The 16,932-nt window shown below is 44.4% G+C and carries 14 protein-coding genes; 2 read left to right on the top strand and 12 right to left on the bottom strand.

The annotated features are described in order from the left end of the window. Nucleotides 1-115: 115 nt before the first annotated feature. From hrpA to ACPEGP_RS02655, 4 genes are all read right to left on the bottom strand, one after another. Entirely contained in the window at nucleotides 116-4,441 is a 4,326-nt protein-coding gene (gene hrpA, locus ACPEGP_RS02670) for an ATP-dependent RNA helicase HrpA (protein WP_423813843.1), read from the bottom strand. A gap of 100 nt (nucleotides 4,442-4,541) precedes the next feature. After that, nucleotides 4,542-4,856 (bottom strand): hypothetical protein, encoded by a 315-nt coding sequence (locus ACPEGP_RS02665; protein WP_423813842.1) that lies wholly within the window; start codon nucleotides 4,854-4,856, stop codon nucleotides 4,542-4,544. A gap of 1 nt (nucleotide 4,857) precedes the next feature. Continuing rightward, the gene (locus ACPEGP_RS02660; protein WP_423813841.1) at nucleotides 4,858-5,466 is read right to left on the bottom strand and encodes a DUF1543 domain-containing protein; all 609 of its coding nucleotides are present in this window, start codon (nucleotides 5,464-5,466) and stop codon (nucleotides 4,858-4,860) included. A gap of 143 nt (nucleotides 5,467-5,609) precedes the next feature. Beyond that, nucleotides 5,610-7,031: an SLC13 family permease gene (locus ACPEGP_RS02655; protein ID WP_296190043.1), complete on the bottom strand. Its 1,422-nt coding sequence runs from the start codon at nucleotides 7,029-7,031 to the stop codon at nucleotides 5,610-5,612. A 374-nt stretch (nucleotides 7,032-7,405) separates the two neighbouring features. Here ACPEGP_RS02655 and ACPEGP_RS02650 point away from each other — a divergent pair, with 374 nt between their 5' ends. Further along, nucleotides 7,406-7,567, top strand: coding sequence for a hypothetical protein (locus ACPEGP_RS02650; protein ID WP_200662184.1), 162 nt, complete (start codon nucleotides 7,406-7,408; stop codon nucleotides 7,565-7,567). A gap of 51 nt (nucleotides 7,568-7,618) precedes the next feature. Here the strand turns inward: ACPEGP_RS02650 and ACPEGP_RS02645 are convergent, their stop codons facing one another. Then, entirely contained in the window at nucleotides 7,619-8,317 is a 699-nt protein-coding gene (locus ACPEGP_RS02645) for a YoaK family protein (RefSeq protein ID WP_102077056.1), read from the bottom strand. A 109-nt stretch (nucleotides 8,318-8,426) separates the two neighbouring features. Then, nucleotides 8,427-9,233 carry an enoyl-ACP reductase FabI gene (locus ACPEGP_RS02640; protein WP_068405263.1) on the bottom strand — a complete coding sequence of 269 codons (807 nt, stop codon included), beginning with the start codon at nucleotides 9,231-9,233 and terminating at the stop codon, nucleotides 8,427-8,429. 352 nt (nucleotides 9,234-9,585) lie between these two features. Here ACPEGP_RS02640 and folE point away from each other — a divergent pair, with 352 nt between their 5' ends. Continuing rightward, nucleotides 9,586-10,182, top strand: coding sequence for a GTP cyclohydrolase I FolE (gene folE / locus ACPEGP_RS02635; RefSeq protein WP_423813840.1), 597 nt, complete (start codon nucleotides 9,586-9,588; stop codon nucleotides 10,180-10,182). 122 nt (nucleotides 10,183-10,304) lie between these two features. On the opposite strand, the gene ACPEGP_RS02630 is transcribed toward folE, so the two are convergent. The 6 genes from ACPEGP_RS02630 to gloB all read right to left on the bottom strand — a co-directional run bounded on the left by ACPEGP_RS02630 (nucleotide 10,305) and on the right by gloB (nucleotide 16,862). Beyond that, nucleotides 10,305-11,615: an iron-containing alcohol dehydrogenase gene (locus ACPEGP_RS02630; protein ID WP_423813839.1), complete on the bottom strand. Its 1,311-nt coding sequence runs from the start codon at nucleotides 11,613-11,615 to the stop codon at nucleotides 10,305-10,307. A gap of 284 nt (nucleotides 11,616-11,899) precedes the next feature. Beyond that, complete coding sequence (locus ACPEGP_RS02625) at nucleotides 11,900-12,142, bottom strand: hypothetical protein (protein ID WP_423813838.1); 243 nt, start codon at nucleotides 12,140-12,142, stop codon at nucleotides 11,900-11,902. 34 nt (nucleotides 12,143-12,176) lie between these two features. After that, on the bottom strand, nucleotides 12,177-13,886 hold the full coding sequence (locus tag ACPEGP_RS02620) for an ABC transporter ATP-binding protein (RefSeq protein ID WP_423813837.1): 1,710 nt from the start codon (nucleotides 13,884-13,886) through the stop codon (nucleotides 12,177-12,179). 4 nt (nucleotides 13,887-13,890) lie between these two features. Continuing rightward, on the bottom strand, nucleotides 13,891-14,973 hold the full coding sequence (locus ACPEGP_RS02615; protein WP_288727619.1) for an ABC transporter permease: 1,083 nt from the start codon (nucleotides 14,971-14,973) through the stop codon (nucleotides 13,891-13,893). Further along, nucleotides 14,973-16,040, bottom strand: a complete 1,068-nt coding sequence (yejB, locus tag ACPEGP_RS02610) for a microcin C ABC transporter permease YejB (RefSeq protein ID WP_423813836.1) — start codon at nucleotides 16,038-16,040, stop codon at nucleotides 14,973-14,975. Before yejB ends, ACPEGP_RS02615 begins: the two co-directional genes overlap by 1 nt. Before the next feature lie 42 nt (nucleotides 16,041-16,082). Beyond that, nucleotides 16,083-16,862, bottom strand: a complete 780-nt coding sequence (gene gloB, locus ACPEGP_RS02605) for a hydroxyacylglutathione hydrolase (protein ID WP_423813835.1) — start codon at nucleotides 16,860-16,862, stop codon at nucleotides 16,083-16,085. Nucleotides 16,863-16,932 lie beyond the last annotated feature (70 nt).

The raw sequence follows: 16,932 nt of genomic DNA, 5'->3' as shown, positions 1-16,932 counted from the left end.
TGTAGGGTGCGCCAAGCGCACCGATAAGAAGTAAATTACATGGAAATGGTGCGCCGGGCCCACCCTACTCACTAGCTATCTAGGATAACTGGATTTTCGGTAAAATTCCTAGTTACTAACTCACTTTCTCCCACATTTTATTTAGACGCTTCGGTGATACCGCCATGCGGGTTTTCATCGGCTGCGCGAAGAGTTGAATGCGATACTCCTCAACCATCCAGCGATATTCGCTAATGGCTTTATCATTGGCACGATTTGCCAGCCGCTCCATATGCTCATCAAGAGCGTAGACACCATCAAGATCCGCTTCAAGATTGTGCTCAAGGCGCTCAAGACGAATCTCTAATGCTTCCAAATAACGCGGATACTGCTGCCAATGGCTATAATCCATGCGATAAACAAAATCAGCCAACTGCAAATCCTCTAGCTGGTCTTCGATATCTTCGATAGACTCGCCAAATATTTCTCTATCAAGCATGAGTAAGCTCTGACGAATACGCTGCCAACGCGTATAGACATTTTTGAGTGTTTTTATGACATCTTGACCCGTTAATAGGAAGTTACCAGCGACGACTTCTAAGGTTTTCTCAAACTCCTCTGGCGTAAAAGGCAATTCTTCCGCAAGGGCAACAGCAGTATCATCAGCGCTTTCAGGTAAATCGGCAGTATGATCAAATAGCACATAATGCTCTTCGAGCGCTGCATCTAATGCCGCATCGATAACGATGGTTTTTAGCTTCTCCATATCACCAAGGGGAGCAAAAGCCAATTTAAATATCTTATCAATCTGACTGGTCAGCTGTTTTTTCTTCGCGCCAAGCTTAGCTTTTATTAAAGTTAAAACCCCGATACGGTGCGCCTGCAGCGCCGCATTAACGTCGGTATATTGGTGAATCGATACCGCTTCACCCGACGCGTCTGCGACTAAGGCGGCAAACTGTTTCATCACCACGCCTGCGCTATGATGGTTCTTGCTAAAGGCAAAATGCTCAGGAAACTCCGTATGCGTGCCTTGTTGCTCATTCACCGCTTGGCGGGTCTCTTGAGCATGGCGAATTTGTAGCGTTTGTAGATCGCGACCTTTTTCGATAATGCGGTTTTTGTCATCGACCACGCAGATTTGGGGCTGCAAATAGCGATCGATGCTAGCAGGATTAAAACTCTCAGGCGTCACCGACATAATGCCGCGGCGATTTAAAGCTTGGCACAGCTGCTTAAGCAATCCTTGTCCACCAGCAGGCTGCAACTCATCAAACAAGCTATCGGCAGTATCAGGAATGGGGACGATTTGACGGCGAATGTCTTTCGGCAATGACTTGAGCAATTGCAATACCAACTCATAACGCCAGCCGGGTACGCCCCACAATAGCTCAATCGCATCAAGCTGCGGTAGCGCTGCCAGTGGCACACGAATGGTCACGCCATCATCATCGCTTGACGGATCAAAGACATAACGCAGCGGTAATTTTAAATCACCCAGTTTCCACACTTCTGGAAAATCGCCTGTCGTTGGCGCTTGGCTATTAAGTACGTCATCATCGGTGAAGAATAGATACTTAGTATCAGTTTTTTCCACCTCGGCACGCCAATCTTCAAACGTTTTGCGGCTGGCAATATGCTCGGGGATTTTTCTATCATAAAACTGATACAGCGCTTCTTCATCAACCAATAAATCACGGCGACGCAATTTGTCTTCGATACGTTCAATATCAGCAATTTTATCCATATTATGCTGTAAAAATGGCGCTTGCCGACCCAAATTACCGGTCACCAAACCATCACGGATAAAGATTTCTCGCGATTCGCTTAAATTGACTTGCTCATAGTTGGTCAGCTGTTTACTGATAATAATCAGACCAAATAAGCTAATCTGCGCGTAAGCTTTAACGCGTCCGGTCTTCTTCGACCAATGCGGCTCAAAGTAGTGATATTTTAACAAGTCGCCTGCCGCTGAGATAATCCATTCAGGCTCAATTTTGGCAACGGTGCGCATAAATACTTGCGAGGTTTCCACCACTTCAAAGGCCATTACCCAAGGCGGTACTTGTTTAAACACCGTACTGGCTGGGAAGATTTTGGCTTTTTGCTGTCGCGCGGCTAAGTACTCACCGCGATTTTCAGTTTTATGCGCGATCGTAGATAACAGACCCGTTAATAACGCACGATGTAAATTGGCATATTTAACGGCTTTGAGTTCTTCATCTTCAATCGCGGTAGGGTCGCTAGTCACATTCTCTAAAGAAGCTTTTTTATTGCTACCTTTATTAGTGGTTTTTGCCTCCTTAACATCGGTCAGTTTTAGCTCAGTGACCATTTGTACCAGCTGGCGATGGGTTTGATGCCACTCACGGACGCGCGGGAAGCTCAAATAATTTTTCTTGGAAAAATTCTTACGCTGATTACCAGACAGTTTGTTGCCGTCTTCGTCTTTTTCAAACAGCGCTTTCCACAGACTTAAATAGAATAAGAAATCTGAATCATCTTGACGAAACTCAGCATGCTTTTGATCCGCTTGCTGGCGCTTATTGGCAGGACGCTCGCGCGGGTCTTGAACAGCAAGCGCCGCAACCACGATGAGCATCTCACGGATACAATCAAAATCGCTACCGGCAACTAGCATACGTGCCAGCCTTGGATCAATTGGCATACGTGCCATTTTTTGCCCAGTCGGCGTCAAAACCAAATGGTCGAGACCTTTTTGTTTTTTAGCATTACTGGCCGTTTCTTTTTGAGAAGCTTTTTTGGAAGTAATCGCGCCCAATTCATCAAGCAATTTATGCCCATCAGTGACCAAACGGCTATCAGGTGGCTCAATAAAGGCAAAATCATCGACACTGCCTAAGCGCAGGTTGGCCATTTGCAAAATAACGGAGGCAAGATTGGTACGTAAAATTTCAGGTTCAGTGAACTCTGGACGACCAGTAAAGTCCTCCTCAGAATAAAGACGAATACAAACACCCGGTGCCACACGACCACAGCGACCTTTACGCTGATTGGCCGCAGCTTGTGAGATGGCTTCAATCGGTAAACGCTGTACGCGTGAGCGATACGAATAACGCGAAATCCGCGCAAATCCTAAGTCAATCACATAGCGAATGCCGGGTACGGTCAGCGCCGTCTCGGCAACGTTGGTGGCGATAACGATACGCCGACCGCGACCTGAAGGCTGAAAGATTCGCTGCTGCTCTTCATAAGTCTGCCGTGCAAATAGTGGCAGCACTTCGGTATGTTTTGGCCCATGACGCTCAAGCACCTCTTGGAGCTCACGAATTTCAGCTTCTGTCGCCGCAAATATTAAAATATCTGCTTGATCGGCATGACCTTTGTTTTGTGCATCGCTAAAACATTCTTCGACGGCAGCAACCACCGCGCGAGGCAGATTCTCTTCAAAGTCATCATAGCTATCATCATCCGAGCTGTTTACTGGCTCATCGGTCAGCGGACGATAACGAACTTCCACAGGATAGCTACGCCCTTCAACATTAAAAATCGGCGCAGGCACGTTACGCTTGAGCTTTTTATTATAATGGCTAAAATATTCGCTAAAGCGTCTAGTATCAAGGGTCGCTGAGGTAATAATGACTTTTAAATCAGGACGCTTGGGCAGCAGTTTTTTTAGATACCCCATAATAAAGTCAATATTTAAGCTACGCTCATGCGCTTCATCAATGATGATGGTGTCATATTTACTCAAGAAACGATCATGACCCAATTCAGCGAGCAAGATACCATCGGTCATGAGCTTTACGACAGATTGTGCCGATCCTTGCTCATTAAAACGAATCTTAAAGCTGACGGTATTACCTAGCTGCTCGCCCAATTCTTCAGCGATACGGTTTGCTACGCTGCGTGCTGCCAGACGTCTTGGCTGAGTATGCCCTATCTGCCCCGTGATACCGCGACCTGCTAGCATTGCAAGCTTTGGCAATTGCGTCGTCTTACCAGAACCCGTCTCACCTGCCACGATAATCACTTGGTTATCAATAATACCTTGAACCAAGTCATCAGCACGTTGACTCACGGGCAAATCAAGATTGAGTTTTTCTGCCAATTTCTCTGGAATACTATCAATACGCGCTTGCACCGCTTGCTGTGAGCGGGTTTTTATTTTGTCATACTGCGCACGTTTTTTGGTTAGCCCGTCCTCTGCTTTATTATCAGAACCCTTCTGATCTCTTTTATTATTAGCCACAGCGGCACGCGCCAGCTCACGCTCTAAACGGCTGAGATAATAGCTATCTTTGGCTAAAACTGGTAAGTCAGTGGCAACCTTCGCGTACGAAGATGCTTTATCACTGTTTACAGTAATATTTGAGTCATCATTATTTGGGTTAGCGGCTTTACTTGCTTCATTTTCGTTGGAGCTAAATTCATTAGAGCTTAGGTCGTTGGTTGTGTTTTCAGTAGCAGTTTCTGCAGTATTCTTAGAAGTATTGGGCATATTTACTTAGGCTATTTATTATTTGGAAGTGCTTAGATTATGGGGGTAATTTGGGCGTGATTCAAGATGGTTATAGAAACAGGCTAAAGCAAAAAATCCACTAATTACTGGTATAAATCACCTGCCCACTAATTGTAGCTCCCGTAAAGAAGCTATGTAGCTTTTGCAGAGGCAACATAGGAAAAGGCAGGTGCAACGAAAGTAACAGTCTTTCAAACGCCACCACCTCATCAGCTAATAATTTAGCGACATTAGGCTGAATCTGTGGCTTTTCATAAAGATTATCAATTAACCACGTCAGTTGTGGAAAATTGGCATTATTATGAATCTGATAAAGCGTGGTCAATAGCTCATCAGATATCTGGCTGCGCGTTTTGCGAATAACGCCGTTTTTATAGTACATATTTAAAGCCATATTATGCTAACCTCCTTAAATTCTTGATACTCAGATAACCAACGTACTCTTTATCATCAGTATTCGCAAATTCATTGTTATCGTTAGTAATCGGCTCAATCAACAACCGAACATTTGGAATAAGGTCATTGACGTTATAAATATCGTCGATATCTACCTCAAACTTATCATCAATATGCGAGGCGGCATTAAAAGGCGACTCTTTGTCTTTATAAGTAAATTGCTTATAAAATTCGCTCTGTTTTGCTTGCTTAATAGCGTCCGCTTGAGTAGCAGCAACGATAAGCAGCTTATAATGAAACTCCTCGAAACTGCCGCGCTGATAACCCCCTAGATTGATAAAGAATAACTTTAAATCGTTGGTATTCTCTACATCGTTGGCACTCTCTGTTTGGCTACTTGGTTCGACCAATTTAATTGCATAATTATTAACTTTAGTAATCTCTCGATACGAGTCAATGTGCCATTTATTTTTAACCTCAGACCAGTGCTGATTGATATCGTCTATCAGCTCGCTGACTTGGTTGGCCACGCCAAAAAATATATCGTGCTGCTCAATCAAACGACCTTTAGGGCGACCACCAAGTTGTACCATAAACAGTGTTAGCATTTTAATCAGTCCTTATCCAAGCCATTCTATAAAGCTCATCCTCAAAGCTTTAGTTATACAGTCATTGAAAATAAAAGGAAATAAAAAACCCGACATTTAAGTAAATATCGGGATTTATTGAAAGCAGTAAATGACGGCTTAAACTAGATTAAGAAAAAATACGCCCACAACCCGACGACTAGGGTAGCAAGAATATTGAGAATAACACCAACACGTATCATCTCGTTTTGCTTAATCAGCCCCGTACCAAAGACAATCGCATTTGGCGGCGTGGCAACCGGTAGCATAAAGGCACATGAGGCGCCAATACCGATAACCAATACGAGCACTTCCTGTGGCAGTCCCATTTGCTCAGCGATAGCAGCAAACACTGGCACTAACAAAGCAGCAGAAGCCGTATTAGAAGCAAACTCTGTCAAGAAGATAATAAATGCCGATACGGCAATCATCACTATAATAAGCGGTGATGAAGACAGCGCATTGGCAACCGTTTCGCCCAGTACCAAAGACGCACCTGATACTTTCAAAATCGTCGATAGCGCGATACCGCCACCGAACAGCATGAGTACGCCCCAATCGGTATTATCAGACACTTGCTTCCATGACACCAAACCCAAGCTCACTACAGCAGCAGCAGCGGATAAGGCAATTACGGCATCAGTATCCGTGATATCTAATGCAGCGCCGATTTTTTTGGAAAATATCCAACTAAGGGCGGTAATGATAAAGACGATAATCGTCACTATACGCGGTTTATTCCAAGCGATAGGCTCGTCTTCAAGCAATACAATCTTACGGTTTAGATTTGGTTTTAAATACACATACATGGCACCCAATAATAATGGCAAGAGCACCAACATCATCGGTATACCAAACTTCATCCAGTCTACAAACGCAATATCAAGTGCCTTTGCGGCAATAGCGTTTGGCGGCGAACCAACAATCGTACCCAAACCACCAAGACTCGCTGAATAAGCAATACCCAGTAATACAAAAACAAAGGTGCCACGGTCTTTTTCACGGTCAACTTGGGTCAAAATACCGAGTGCTAGTGGCAACATCATCGCCGCGGTCGCAGTATTCGATATCCACATCGACAAAAACGCTGTCACACCAAATATCAAAAATACTGCCGTGCTGAGCTTACCGCCTGACATCGATAAAATCTTTAACGCAATTTTTTTATCCAGTTGCTGTACATGTAGTGCCGCTGCCAAAGCAAAACCACCAAAGAATAAATAAATCGTCGGATTGGCAAAGCTTTGTAAACCAATCTCCGCATCAAACTCTGGAATGCCAATCAACGCACCAACGACGACGACCAAAAGCGCCGTAATCGTAACGTGCACCGCCTCTGTCAGCCACAGTACCCCGATGAAAAACAACATCGCCAGGCCCTTATTGGCATTGATATCAAACGGCAAAACGTTATAGATAATCATACTGATAACCGCCGCAATAGCGACCACTATCAACCCTTTACCTGTACCTTTTGGAAAAGTATCGGTAAATAAATACTCGTTGCCATCATCAGGAAGATGGCTATCTAGTTTTTGCTCTGACATAAAATGTCCTTATTTTCCCCAAAGACAGTGTAAAAAACCTAAAATAAAAGCGTATTTTGGCGATATACCCTTCATCAATCGGTAACCGCAAAAATACGCCGTCATCATAGCAGATATATAACAAAAAACTGATTTAAGAGTGCTGCTGATAATTTTGCAATAAATGTGGTTATAGAAAAATTAAGCAGTAACCCTTGTGATGTATGGTTACACATCGTCACTAAACAAGCGTACACCGTGTATGTACAAGCGTACAGTGCTATCTCATACTAAATAAGTTAATTAAAGCTAAAAGCCGATAAATTTACCCATTATATTTTTAAAATTTTTATTGGACTTTATTGGACACTGATAAAAACAAACAGGAGTATGTTATGCCAAATTCAAATAAAACCGATGCGACCACAAAAATGGCACCAAAAGATATCAATCAAGACGGCTTGGATAAAAAAGATCAGCAGCGTACCGACGACTCCGCATTAGATATGATGCAAGGGTTGCATGAACATGAAGATCACGAAGAAAACGATAAGTAGTTTGTATCATTAAGCTTATTTGAATTAGAAAATTAAAATAAAAAGCGCTCATCAAGCAGATGGGCGCTTTTTTTGTCTCGGCTGTCTTTTTTCTGGCAAACGGTCTGACATATAGTTATAGAAAAAAGCTGCACTCAAAACAATACTAATAGGGACAAATAACGCGCCATAGCCAACTTTGGCATATAAAAACGCCCCGACTGCGCCGCCACCGCAAAAGCAGTACCAAATAATCGCTTGAAAACCCAATGTAGGCTTACTAATACGGCGACCTGCCAGCCAGTTGCCGATGGCAGCGCCCATATCAGAGGTCAGACCGGTCAAATGGGTGGTACGAATAACCGCGCCGCTATAGGTAGCGACCATCGCATTCTGTAAGCCGCACGCCATCGCCGCTGCCAATTGTCCTAAGTAATCATGCTGCTGATATAACCAATAGCTAATCAATAATAGCGCCGCTTCTATATACAGCGCACTGCCGTAACGCCGACCCAGCTTTAATGATCGTTGCCCAATCACAAAACCGCTTAATATTGCCCCAGCCAAAAAAGACAGCAGCAAAGCACCGATATATAAAATACTGCGACCGTCTAAATGCGCAATCGCCGCTGAAAACAAGCTGACATTACCCGTCACATGCGAGACAGACAGATTGGTAAAACCCATTAATGCGGCGGTATTGACGCAGCCCGCACTAAATGCCAGTACAGCGCCGCCCCACAATATCCATTTTGGTAATCTGGTTATCATATTCGTTGCCTAATGGCTCAACACCAAAAAGCCCTTATTATAACCAAAAAAGACAGCCAATTGGCCGTCTTCTCTACTGCTTAACTCATATTAACTTTGCTTACAACCATTATTTTGTCTCATCAAGCATCATTAATTGCTCACTGATAGCAACGGTATTAAAACCTGCATCCACAAACATAATCTCACCGGTGATACCAGATGCCCACGGTGATAGTAAAAATAGCGCCGCATTACCGACTTCGGTCTGGGTAATATTACGCTGTAACGGGGCGATTTTTTCACTGATATCGAGCATTTTACGGAACGATTTGATACCGCTTGCCGCAAGGGTACGAATAGGTCCAGCAGAAATCGCGTTGACACGAATACCTTCACCGCCCATCGAGGTAGCAAGATAGCGCACACTGGCCTCTAAACTGGCCTTTGCCATGCCCATGACGTTGTAATTTGGCAACACTGAAATACTGCCTTCATAGGTCAAGGTCAACATAGAACCATGACGCATGGCTAGCAGCGCGCGTGCTTCTTTGGCCAAGGCCACAAAGCTATAGCTTGAGATATCATGAGCAATTTGGCTGCCTTCACGAGTGGTGGCATTGACAAAATCGCCATCTAACTGGTCCATCGGCGCAAAGCCAATCGCGTGGACAACGCCATCAATACCATCGCCCCAATGCGCAGTCACTTGCTCAAAACATGCAGCAATCGACTCATCCGATGCCACGTCACACTCAAGCACCAAGTCCGCTTCAAAGGCTTCGGCGGCCATATCGACGCGTTTTTTAATTTTGTCATTGGGATAAGTCAAAATTAACGACGCGCCTTCACGGTGCAGCGCTTCAGCGATTGCCCAAGCGATAGAAAGTTTGCTTGCGATGCCGGTAACGACAAAGCGTTGTCCTTGTAGTAACATAATAGTTCCCTGTAAATCAATTTAAATGATAGATTATTTTTAATAGCTCGCTCATAAATAGCGAGTGAAGACACAAATTAAAAGATGACTCATTATACACGAATTGATTTAAGTAAACACTCGTATACTGTATTTACTTACACGCTATAAACGCTTAATCTCCTTTCATAGTAATAGCTAATATGGATAAAACGATTATCTACTGAGCATAGCAGTATGAAGTTAAGCTGTTTTCAAGTATAATCACAGCCCTCCCAGCTTGCACAATTTTTATAAAAATCCTTTACAACCATTGTTTGTAAACAAGGATTAGCGTTAAGCTACACCCACATTTTGGATGGCTGCCAAACTTATGAGCAATACCCCAGCAATAGCAACAGATTTTCAAGAAAGTGTTGAATCCTATCGTCAGCTAATTACTTCAACTGGCGAAGACTTAGAGCGTCCTGGCTTGCAAGACACTCCAATACGCGCGGCAAAAGCGTTTGCGCATTTGACGCAAGGCTATCATCAAAGCTTGGAAGAAGTGGTCAATGGCGCGGTATTTCCATCGACCAACCGTGAATTGGTCTTGGTGCAAAACATTGAATTTTATTCATTATGTGAGCATCATATGTTGCCATTTCATGGCGTCGCGCACATCGGTTACTTGCCCAATGGTCAAGTATTAGGGCTGTCAAAGTTCGCCCGTATCGTCGATATGTTTGCCCGTCGCTTGCAAATTCAAGAGAATTTAAGCGAACAAGTGGCACAAACGATTATGGATGTGACAGGTTGCCGCGGTGTGGCAGTGGTTATGGATGCAGCGCACATGTGCATGATGATGCGCGGCGTTAACAAGCAGCATTCAACCACGCGCAGTACAGCGATGCTGGGCGAATATGTACACGACAATCAAGCACGTAACGAGTTCTTAGATGCGGTGCCAAAGCGTAAACCTGCGTTCTAATATCTATCAAATAAAACTAGCGTTAGATAAAAAAGTCAAAAAAAAGAGCACATTGCGATATCAGTAATGTGCTCTTTTTTATTTTTAGAGCTTGTTAATTGGAGACTATTAAATTAGAGCTATTAAGCCACCTTATCATTTTTTGAGTCACGACTGGCGTGCTCATCACTGGCTTGCTTAATCTTGGTTAAAATAGCCTTGATTTCAGCAGCGGATAGATAAGTCGGCACCGCATAAGTATCGCTGACTTCTTTTGCCGCGGCTTTGGCAATATCATTAAAATCACTGCTTTGCATATCTTTAATGGTCGGATCGATATTCAACGTAGCAATCAGCTCGCGTACTTGCGCGATGAGATGGTCGGCAATGTCGCTATCGCTCTTGTTCGCTTGACCCGATTTGACCATACCAGTCTTGCGAGCTAACTCTGCCAGTCTTTTCTTGCTGCCTTTACGATTGACGTCAAGCACATATGGTAAGACGATGGCATTGGCACGACCATGGGGGATACTATAGTGCGCCCCCAACTGGTGAGCAATAGCATGGACGTAACCTAGACCGGCTTTATTAAAGGCGATACCGCCGTAATGAGCGGCGATACCCATCTCTTCACGGGCTTTGAGGTTGCTGCCATCTTTATAAACTAGGGGTAGATTTTGCATCACAGTTTTAACCGCAGAGGCAGCATAATAATCGGTCTCGACGCTAGCATTGGCACTCATCCATGCTTCTAAAGCATGGGTTAAGACGTCGATACCCGTATCAGCTGTGATATGCGCCGGCATGCCTTTCATAATAATCGGATCGATAGCCGCTGCTAATGGCACCATTCTTGGGTCGATAGACAGGGCTTTTTGATGCGTTTTGTCATCTGACACCACCGCACCCAACGTCGCTTCTGAACCGGTGCCCGCTGTGGTCGGAATACAATAAAGCGGAACCGAAGGCTTTCTGGCTTTTAGGATACCGATAAGCTGTTTTGGCTTACAGTTATTGCCCTGTGACATCGCAATCATTTTAGCGGCATCAATAACCGAGCCGCCACCGATGGCAATAATCGAGTCGCACTTAGCATCGACAGACTTGCGCAATCCTTCTTCGACGACTTTAAAAGTAGGATCTGGGGTAATGCCGTCGTAGATTTTATAGCTAATATTTTTGCTATCTAGATAGTCCGTGACTTTCGCAGGGATGCCCAGTTTGTTTAATACTGCGTCCGTAACGATAAAAACATTGGTATTGCCTTCATTGATGAGCATGTCGCACAAATCTTCACATGAGGTCTCACCGACAAATAACATCGGTCTTCTGATAGGCACAACGTAAGCGAACGCTTTTAGCACTTTGGCACGCGTCTTAGCAACCGCCAAATAACCGGCGTGTTGTAAGCCTGTACTACTGACCAATTTAGAAATTGTATTTTGTTTTTTCATAGGTATAAAAATCCTTTTTAATGATGCTAATACTAGCAATAACGACAACTTAAAGCAGCGATTCATCACCGCAGTCAAAATAAAAAATGCTGTCAAAACAAAAGCACGGTGAATAAAAATACTGCATCAGCCTCTACATAAAGCAGACTACTGTTTAAACTTATTGTACCACCGCCATTTTTAGGATGTCATGATTATTATGAACTGCGATGTTCTGGTTATTTAGCGTCGCATCTTTGCTTATACAAAGAAAATCAGCCATCAACTTACTTCTTTACGAAAACTTAAAATAGTCTCAATAGCAACTTGTTGTAGGTTTGTTCAGGTTTTTTGCCCTCGCGCTTCTCTCCCCAACTAAGATCCCCATCGTATTCAATCAATTCGACAAATTCTCTAGGTAGATTTACAGAAACGCCACCAAGATCGCCAATAGCATATTTTTCTTCTGTATTAGCTACGGTTAAATTATCCGAACAACCACTAAGCGATAGAGCGCTAGATAAAAGCATCAAGCATAATTTTCTCATGATTTTTACTTATAATAATTGATAGCGTTTATCGTTATAAGGAACTCGCCTGCAACAACTGCTGTGCGTATGGGTGCTGTGGGTTATTAAACACATCTTCGCTAGGGCCCGACTCAATACACACGCCGTCTTTTATCACCATCATATGCTGGCATAAAGCGCGGACTACTTTTAAATCGTGGCTGATAAACACATAGCTGACTTGCAATTTTGCTTGAATTTCCCGTAATAAGTTAACCACCGTAACCTGCGTGGTGCTATCAAGCGCCGACGTTGGCTCATCTAATATCAATAAACTTGGCTGCATAATAAGGGCGCGCGCAAGGGCGACGCGCTGACGCTGACCACCTGATAGTTCATGCGGATAACGCTGCGCAAAATCAGCTGGTAGATGCACTGTCGCCAAACTATCCATCACTGCTTGCTGGCGTTCTGCTTTATTGACACCTTGAACTAACAGCCCTTCTTCGACGATTTGCATGACTGTCATGCGCGGATTGATACTGGCAAAGGGGTCTTGAAACACCATTTGACTTTGCGAGCGAAAGGTGCGCAAATCACGTTTGGACAATGCTGTCATGTCCTGTCCATTGACCATTATCTGACCACTGACACGCGCTTGATTACTGAGTAATTGACTTAGCGCAAGGGCAATCGTCGTTTTGCCAGAACCTGACTCACCAACGATACCTAATGCCTGCCCTTTCCGCAGGGTCATATCGACATCTTTTACCGCATCAAACCAGCGTTTGGTACCGCCAAACAAGCTTTTTTCAATCGGAAACTGCACTTTTAGGTTACTGACCTGCAATACGGTTGGTAACTGACTTTCATCATCCAATAAACTGAGCGCGTGCCCGAAATCTTGCTGAATAAGCGAGCGGGTATATTCTGCTTTCGGCTCATTAAATACCGCTGCCGTTTGCCCTTGCTCAATCGTTTGCCCTTGGCGCATAACGATGACATCATCACTATAACGCCTGACCAGATTGAGATCATGGCTGATTAATATCATCGCCATATTGTGCTGACGTTTGAGATTATCTAGTAGCTCAAGAATCTCATGTTGCAGGGTGACATCAAGCGCGGTCGTCGGTTCATCGGCGATTAAGATATCAGGCTGCTGCGCCAATGCCATAGCAATCATGACTCGTTGGCGTTGACCGCCTGATAACTCATGCGGAAAGCGATTCAGTTTATCAGCAGGATCGTTGATATTGACATCGTTTAATAAAGCGATACTTTTATCGCGCCACTGTTTTTTGGCTAAGCCACTGATACGCAAGGATTCTGCAATTTGTTTGCCGACGGTATGTAGTGGGTTTAGCGCCGTCATCGGCTCTTGAAACACCATACCGATACGCTGCCCTCGAATAGAGCGCAGCGCCGCATTACGTGCCTTATTATTAGCTACCAGTAATGTCATCATTCCTTTTACATCTGCTAATTTTACATTGCCAGTAACGGTCAAACTGTCCGGTAGCAAACCCAACAGCCCAAGACTGGCAATCGATTTTCCCGAGCCCGACTCACCTACTATAGCTAACGTCTGCCCTTGCCTAAGCTCATAAGATAGCTTATCTACCAGAGCAACACCTGCATGAGTTATGATGCTAAGTTTATCTACGCTCAGCATGAGCTTGTTTTGGCTGTTGCTATGACTATGATTTAAATAGGCATTTTGCTCAGTAGCACTTTGCTCAGTCGTCGTCATATTAGCGTTTATCATCTTATCAGTTGTCATAATATCAGGAGCGCCTCGGATCAAAGGCATCACGTAGCGCTTCGCCAACGAAGATGAGCAATGATAAGATAAAGGTTAAGCTAAAGAACCCTGATAGCGCAAGCCATGGGGCATCAAGGTTGTTTTTCCCTTGTACCATCAGCTCACCAAGCGACGGTGAACCAGGTGGCAAGCCATACCCTAAAAAGTCTAACGCTGTTAAAGCAATAATATTAGCCGTTAAAATAAACGGCAGTTGTGACAAGCTTGATGCCAATGCATTTGGCAAGATATGCCTGAGCATGATTTGACTGTCTGATACCCCAAGGTTACGCGCGGCACGAACATAATCAAAATTACGCGCGCGCAAAAACTCTGCTCGCACCAACCCTACCAAGCCCATCCAGCCGAATAACAACATCATCGCAAACAGCATAAAGATACTAGGGCTGAATAAGCTGACCAAAATAATAATCATAAACAGCTGAGGCATCCCGCCCCATACTTCCATAAAGCGCTGCCCGGCCAAATCCACCCAGCCACCATAATATCCTTGTATCGCACCAACGATAATACCAATGAGTGCACCCGCGAGCGTCAGTGCCAGTCCAAACAATAACGATACCCGCAACCCATAAAGTATCCGCGCCAGTACATCGCGTCCTAAGTCATCAGTGCCCAGCCAGTTCTGGCTATTGGGCGCGGCTGGATATGGAATCCCAAGCTCAACGTTGGGTGTCTGGTCAGCAAAAGGAATGGGCGGCATAATATAAAAGCCCTGCCCATCAATCAGAGCTTGCACCGCAGGGTCCTTATAGTTGGTTTCGGTCTCAAACACTCCGCCAAAAGTCGTTTCAGGATAGGCTTTTAATACGGGGAAATAATAATCACCTTGATACTGCACCAGTAGCGGCTTGTCATTGGCAATCACATTGGCTGCCATACAAATGACAAATATCAGGGCAAAAATAAATAGCGATGTTACTCCAAGGCGATTATGACGAAAACGCTTTAGACGCGCCTGCCAGATAGGGTTTAGGCGGCGTTTTTTTTCTATAGCAATAGACGCTGCGCTTGAGGGTGTTGAAGATAATGGATGACTTGACATTAGCGCCCCTCAAAATCAATACGCGGATCAATTAAGTGATAACTCAAATCACTGATTAACTGCAATAACAGCCCGAGCAAAGTAAAGATAAACAGCGTACCAAATATCACCGGATAATCACGCTGCTGAATCGCTTCGAAACCCAACAACCCCAAACCATCAAGTTTAAAGATAATCTCAATCAAAAAATTACCGGCAAAGAAAATCCCAACGATGGCCGCTGGGATACCGGCGATAATAATCAGCATGGCATTACGAAAGACATGACCGTATAACACTTGCCGTTCGCCCAAGCCTTTGGCGCGCGCGGTAAGCACATATTGCTTACCGAGCTCTTCTAAAAAACTAAACTTGGTCAAATAAGTCAAGCCAGCAAAGCCGCCAACGGTACTTGCTAGGAGCGGCAATGCCAGATGCCAAAAGTAATCTTTCACTTTACCAAGGGCGCTTAATTGATCGAAATTCTCAGAGGTTAATCCTTGCAATGGGAAAATATTCCAGTAGCTGCCACCAGCGAAAAACACCAATAGTATGACGGCAAATACAAAAACGGGAATCGCATGGCCGATAGCAAGCAGCATCGCCGTGGCTTTATCAATCCCCGAGCCATGATGCATGGCTTTATAAACACCCAGTGGAATCGCTATCATATAAATCAGCAACGTGCTCCAAAGCCCGAGTGAGATGGAGACGGGCAGCTTCTCTATAATGAGGTCAGTCACAGTCTGACCTTTAAAAAACGACTCACCAAAATCCAGCTGGGCATAATTTTTTAGCATTAGCCAAAAGCGCTCAGGCGCGGATTTATCAAAGCCGTATTGCGCATTGATGGCCGCTACCATCTCCTCCGATAGACCGCGTGTACCTTGGTAAGTACTAGTATTACCGGCACTGCCCGCACCAAGATTACCGCCGAGCGCATTGTCCTTTGCGCTTTGCTCAATAAGCGCCAGTTGCTGCTCAACAGGACCGCCCGGCGCCGCTTGTACAATGACAAAGTTTGCCAGCAATATCAAAAATAGCGTCGGTAATATCAGTAATAACCTTTTTAAGATATAACGACCCATAATGGCGGCTTCCTAAAATAAAGAGATATGACAACTTAGCATTTAGAAGTTATTTTTTAGCTGACGTAATGCTGCAAATATAGTTAAAGACTTATCATCATCAATAGTGACTTCAGACTTCACCCCTGCAATCACACTTGGCTCTTGCGTGCGCAAAAACACATTGATTGCGCGCTCATGCTCTAAAGTAACGGGCAGCGTCGGGACACCTTGGGCGGTTTTTTCTTCTGCTTGCGCAAGCGCTTGCTGCATCGCTTCATTAGCCGGTTCAATAGATAAGCCAAAGCGTAGATTACTGGCCGTATATTCGTGTGCTGGATACAGCAGCGTCTCAGCTGGCAAGCCATTTAAACGCTTAAAGCTCTCATGCAATTGCTCAATCGTACCGGTAAAGACGCGACCACAACCGGCACTAAATAAAGTATCACCGCAAAAACAATGCTTCTGCCCATCTATATCCAAAATATACGCCACGTGGCTTGCTGTATGACCTGAGACATCCCATACTTGCGCGGCGCAGCCCCAAGCACTGACCGTACTGCCGTCTTTAATGGTCTGGTCTTCATCGACGTTGTGTTCTGTATGCGCAACCAGATGGGTCATCGGATAAGACTCTTGTAGCTCGGCAACACCGCCGATATGATCATGGTGATGATGCGTGGTCCAGATAGACGTCAGCTCCAGCTCATGCTCCTCTAAATAAGCAATCACTGGCTCAGCTTGACCCGGATCAATGACAATCGCCTGCTTATTATTCTCATTAATTAATGTCCAGATATAATTGTCATTAAATGCTTTAATCGGGTGAATACGAATACTCATATGAAGTCCTTAGCAGTGATTATCTTTATTAAGAATGTCTTTTATTAAACTTTCAAACCAAATAAAACGT

The sequence above is a fragment of the Psychrobacter sp. 219-2-C genome (assembly GCF_049560815.1).
Classification (GTDB): Bacteria; Pseudomonadota; Gammaproteobacteria; order Pseudomonadales; family Moraxellaceae; genus Psychrobacter; species Psychrobacter faecalis.
Note: the sequence above shows the minus strand (reverse complement) of the source record. Positions and strands in the feature narration are given on the sequence as shown.

Bases quoted from the DNA above. Each gene is read 5' to 3' on its own strand.
- ACPEGP_RS02640 (WP_068405263.1), bottom strand. From the start codon at position 9,233: ATGTTACTACAAGGACAACGCTTTGTCGTTACCGGCATCGCAAGCAAA.
- ACPEGP_RS02620 (WP_423813837.1), bottom strand. From the start codon at position 13,886: ATGACAACTGATAAGATGATAAACGCTAATATGACGACGACTGAGCAA.
- ACPEGP_RS02655 (WP_296190043.1), bottom strand. From the start codon at position 7,031: ATGTCAGAGCAAAAACTAGATAGCCATCTTCCTGATGATGGCAACGAG.
- ACPEGP_RS02615 (WP_288727619.1), bottom strand. From the start codon at position 14,973: ATGTCAAGTCATCCATTATCTTCAACACCCTCAAGCGCAGCGTCTATT.
- ACPEGP_RS02665 (WP_423813842.1), bottom strand. From the start codon at position 4,856: ATGGCTTTAAATATGTACTATAAAAACGGCGTTATTCGCAAAACGCGC.
- ACPEGP_RS02660 (WP_423813841.1), bottom strand. From the start codon at position 5,466: ATGCTAACACTGTTTATGGTACAACTTGGTGGTCGCCCTAAAGGTCGT.
- ACPEGP_RS02645 (WP_102077056.1), bottom strand. From the start codon at position 8,317: ATGATAACCAGATTACCAAAATGGATATTGTGGGGCGGCGCTGTACTG.
- yejB (WP_423813836.1), bottom strand. From the start codon at position 16,040: ATGGGTCGTTATATCTTAAAAAGGTTATTACTGATATTACCGACGCTA.
- gloB (WP_423813835.1), bottom strand. From the start codon at position 16,862: ATGAGTATTCGTATTCACCCGATTAAAGCATTTAATGACAATTATATC.
- ACPEGP_RS02625 (WP_423813838.1), bottom strand. From the start codon at position 12,142: ATGAGAAAATTATGCTTGATGCTTTTATCTAGCGCTCTATCGCTTAGT.
- folE (WP_423813840.1), top strand. From the start codon at position 9,586: ATGAGCAATACCCCAGCAATAGCAACAGATTTTCAAGAAAGTGTTGAA.
- ACPEGP_RS02650 (WP_200662184.1), top strand. From the start codon at position 7,406: ATGCCAAATTCAAATAAAACCGATGCGACCACAAAAATGGCACCAAAA.
- ACPEGP_RS02630 (WP_423813839.1), bottom strand. From the start codon at position 11,615: ATGAAAAAACAAAATACAATTTCTAAATTGGTCAGTAGTACAGGCTTA.
- hrpA (WP_423813843.1), bottom strand. From the start codon at position 4,441: ATGCCCAATACTTCTAAGAATACTGCAGAAACTGCTACTGAAAACACA.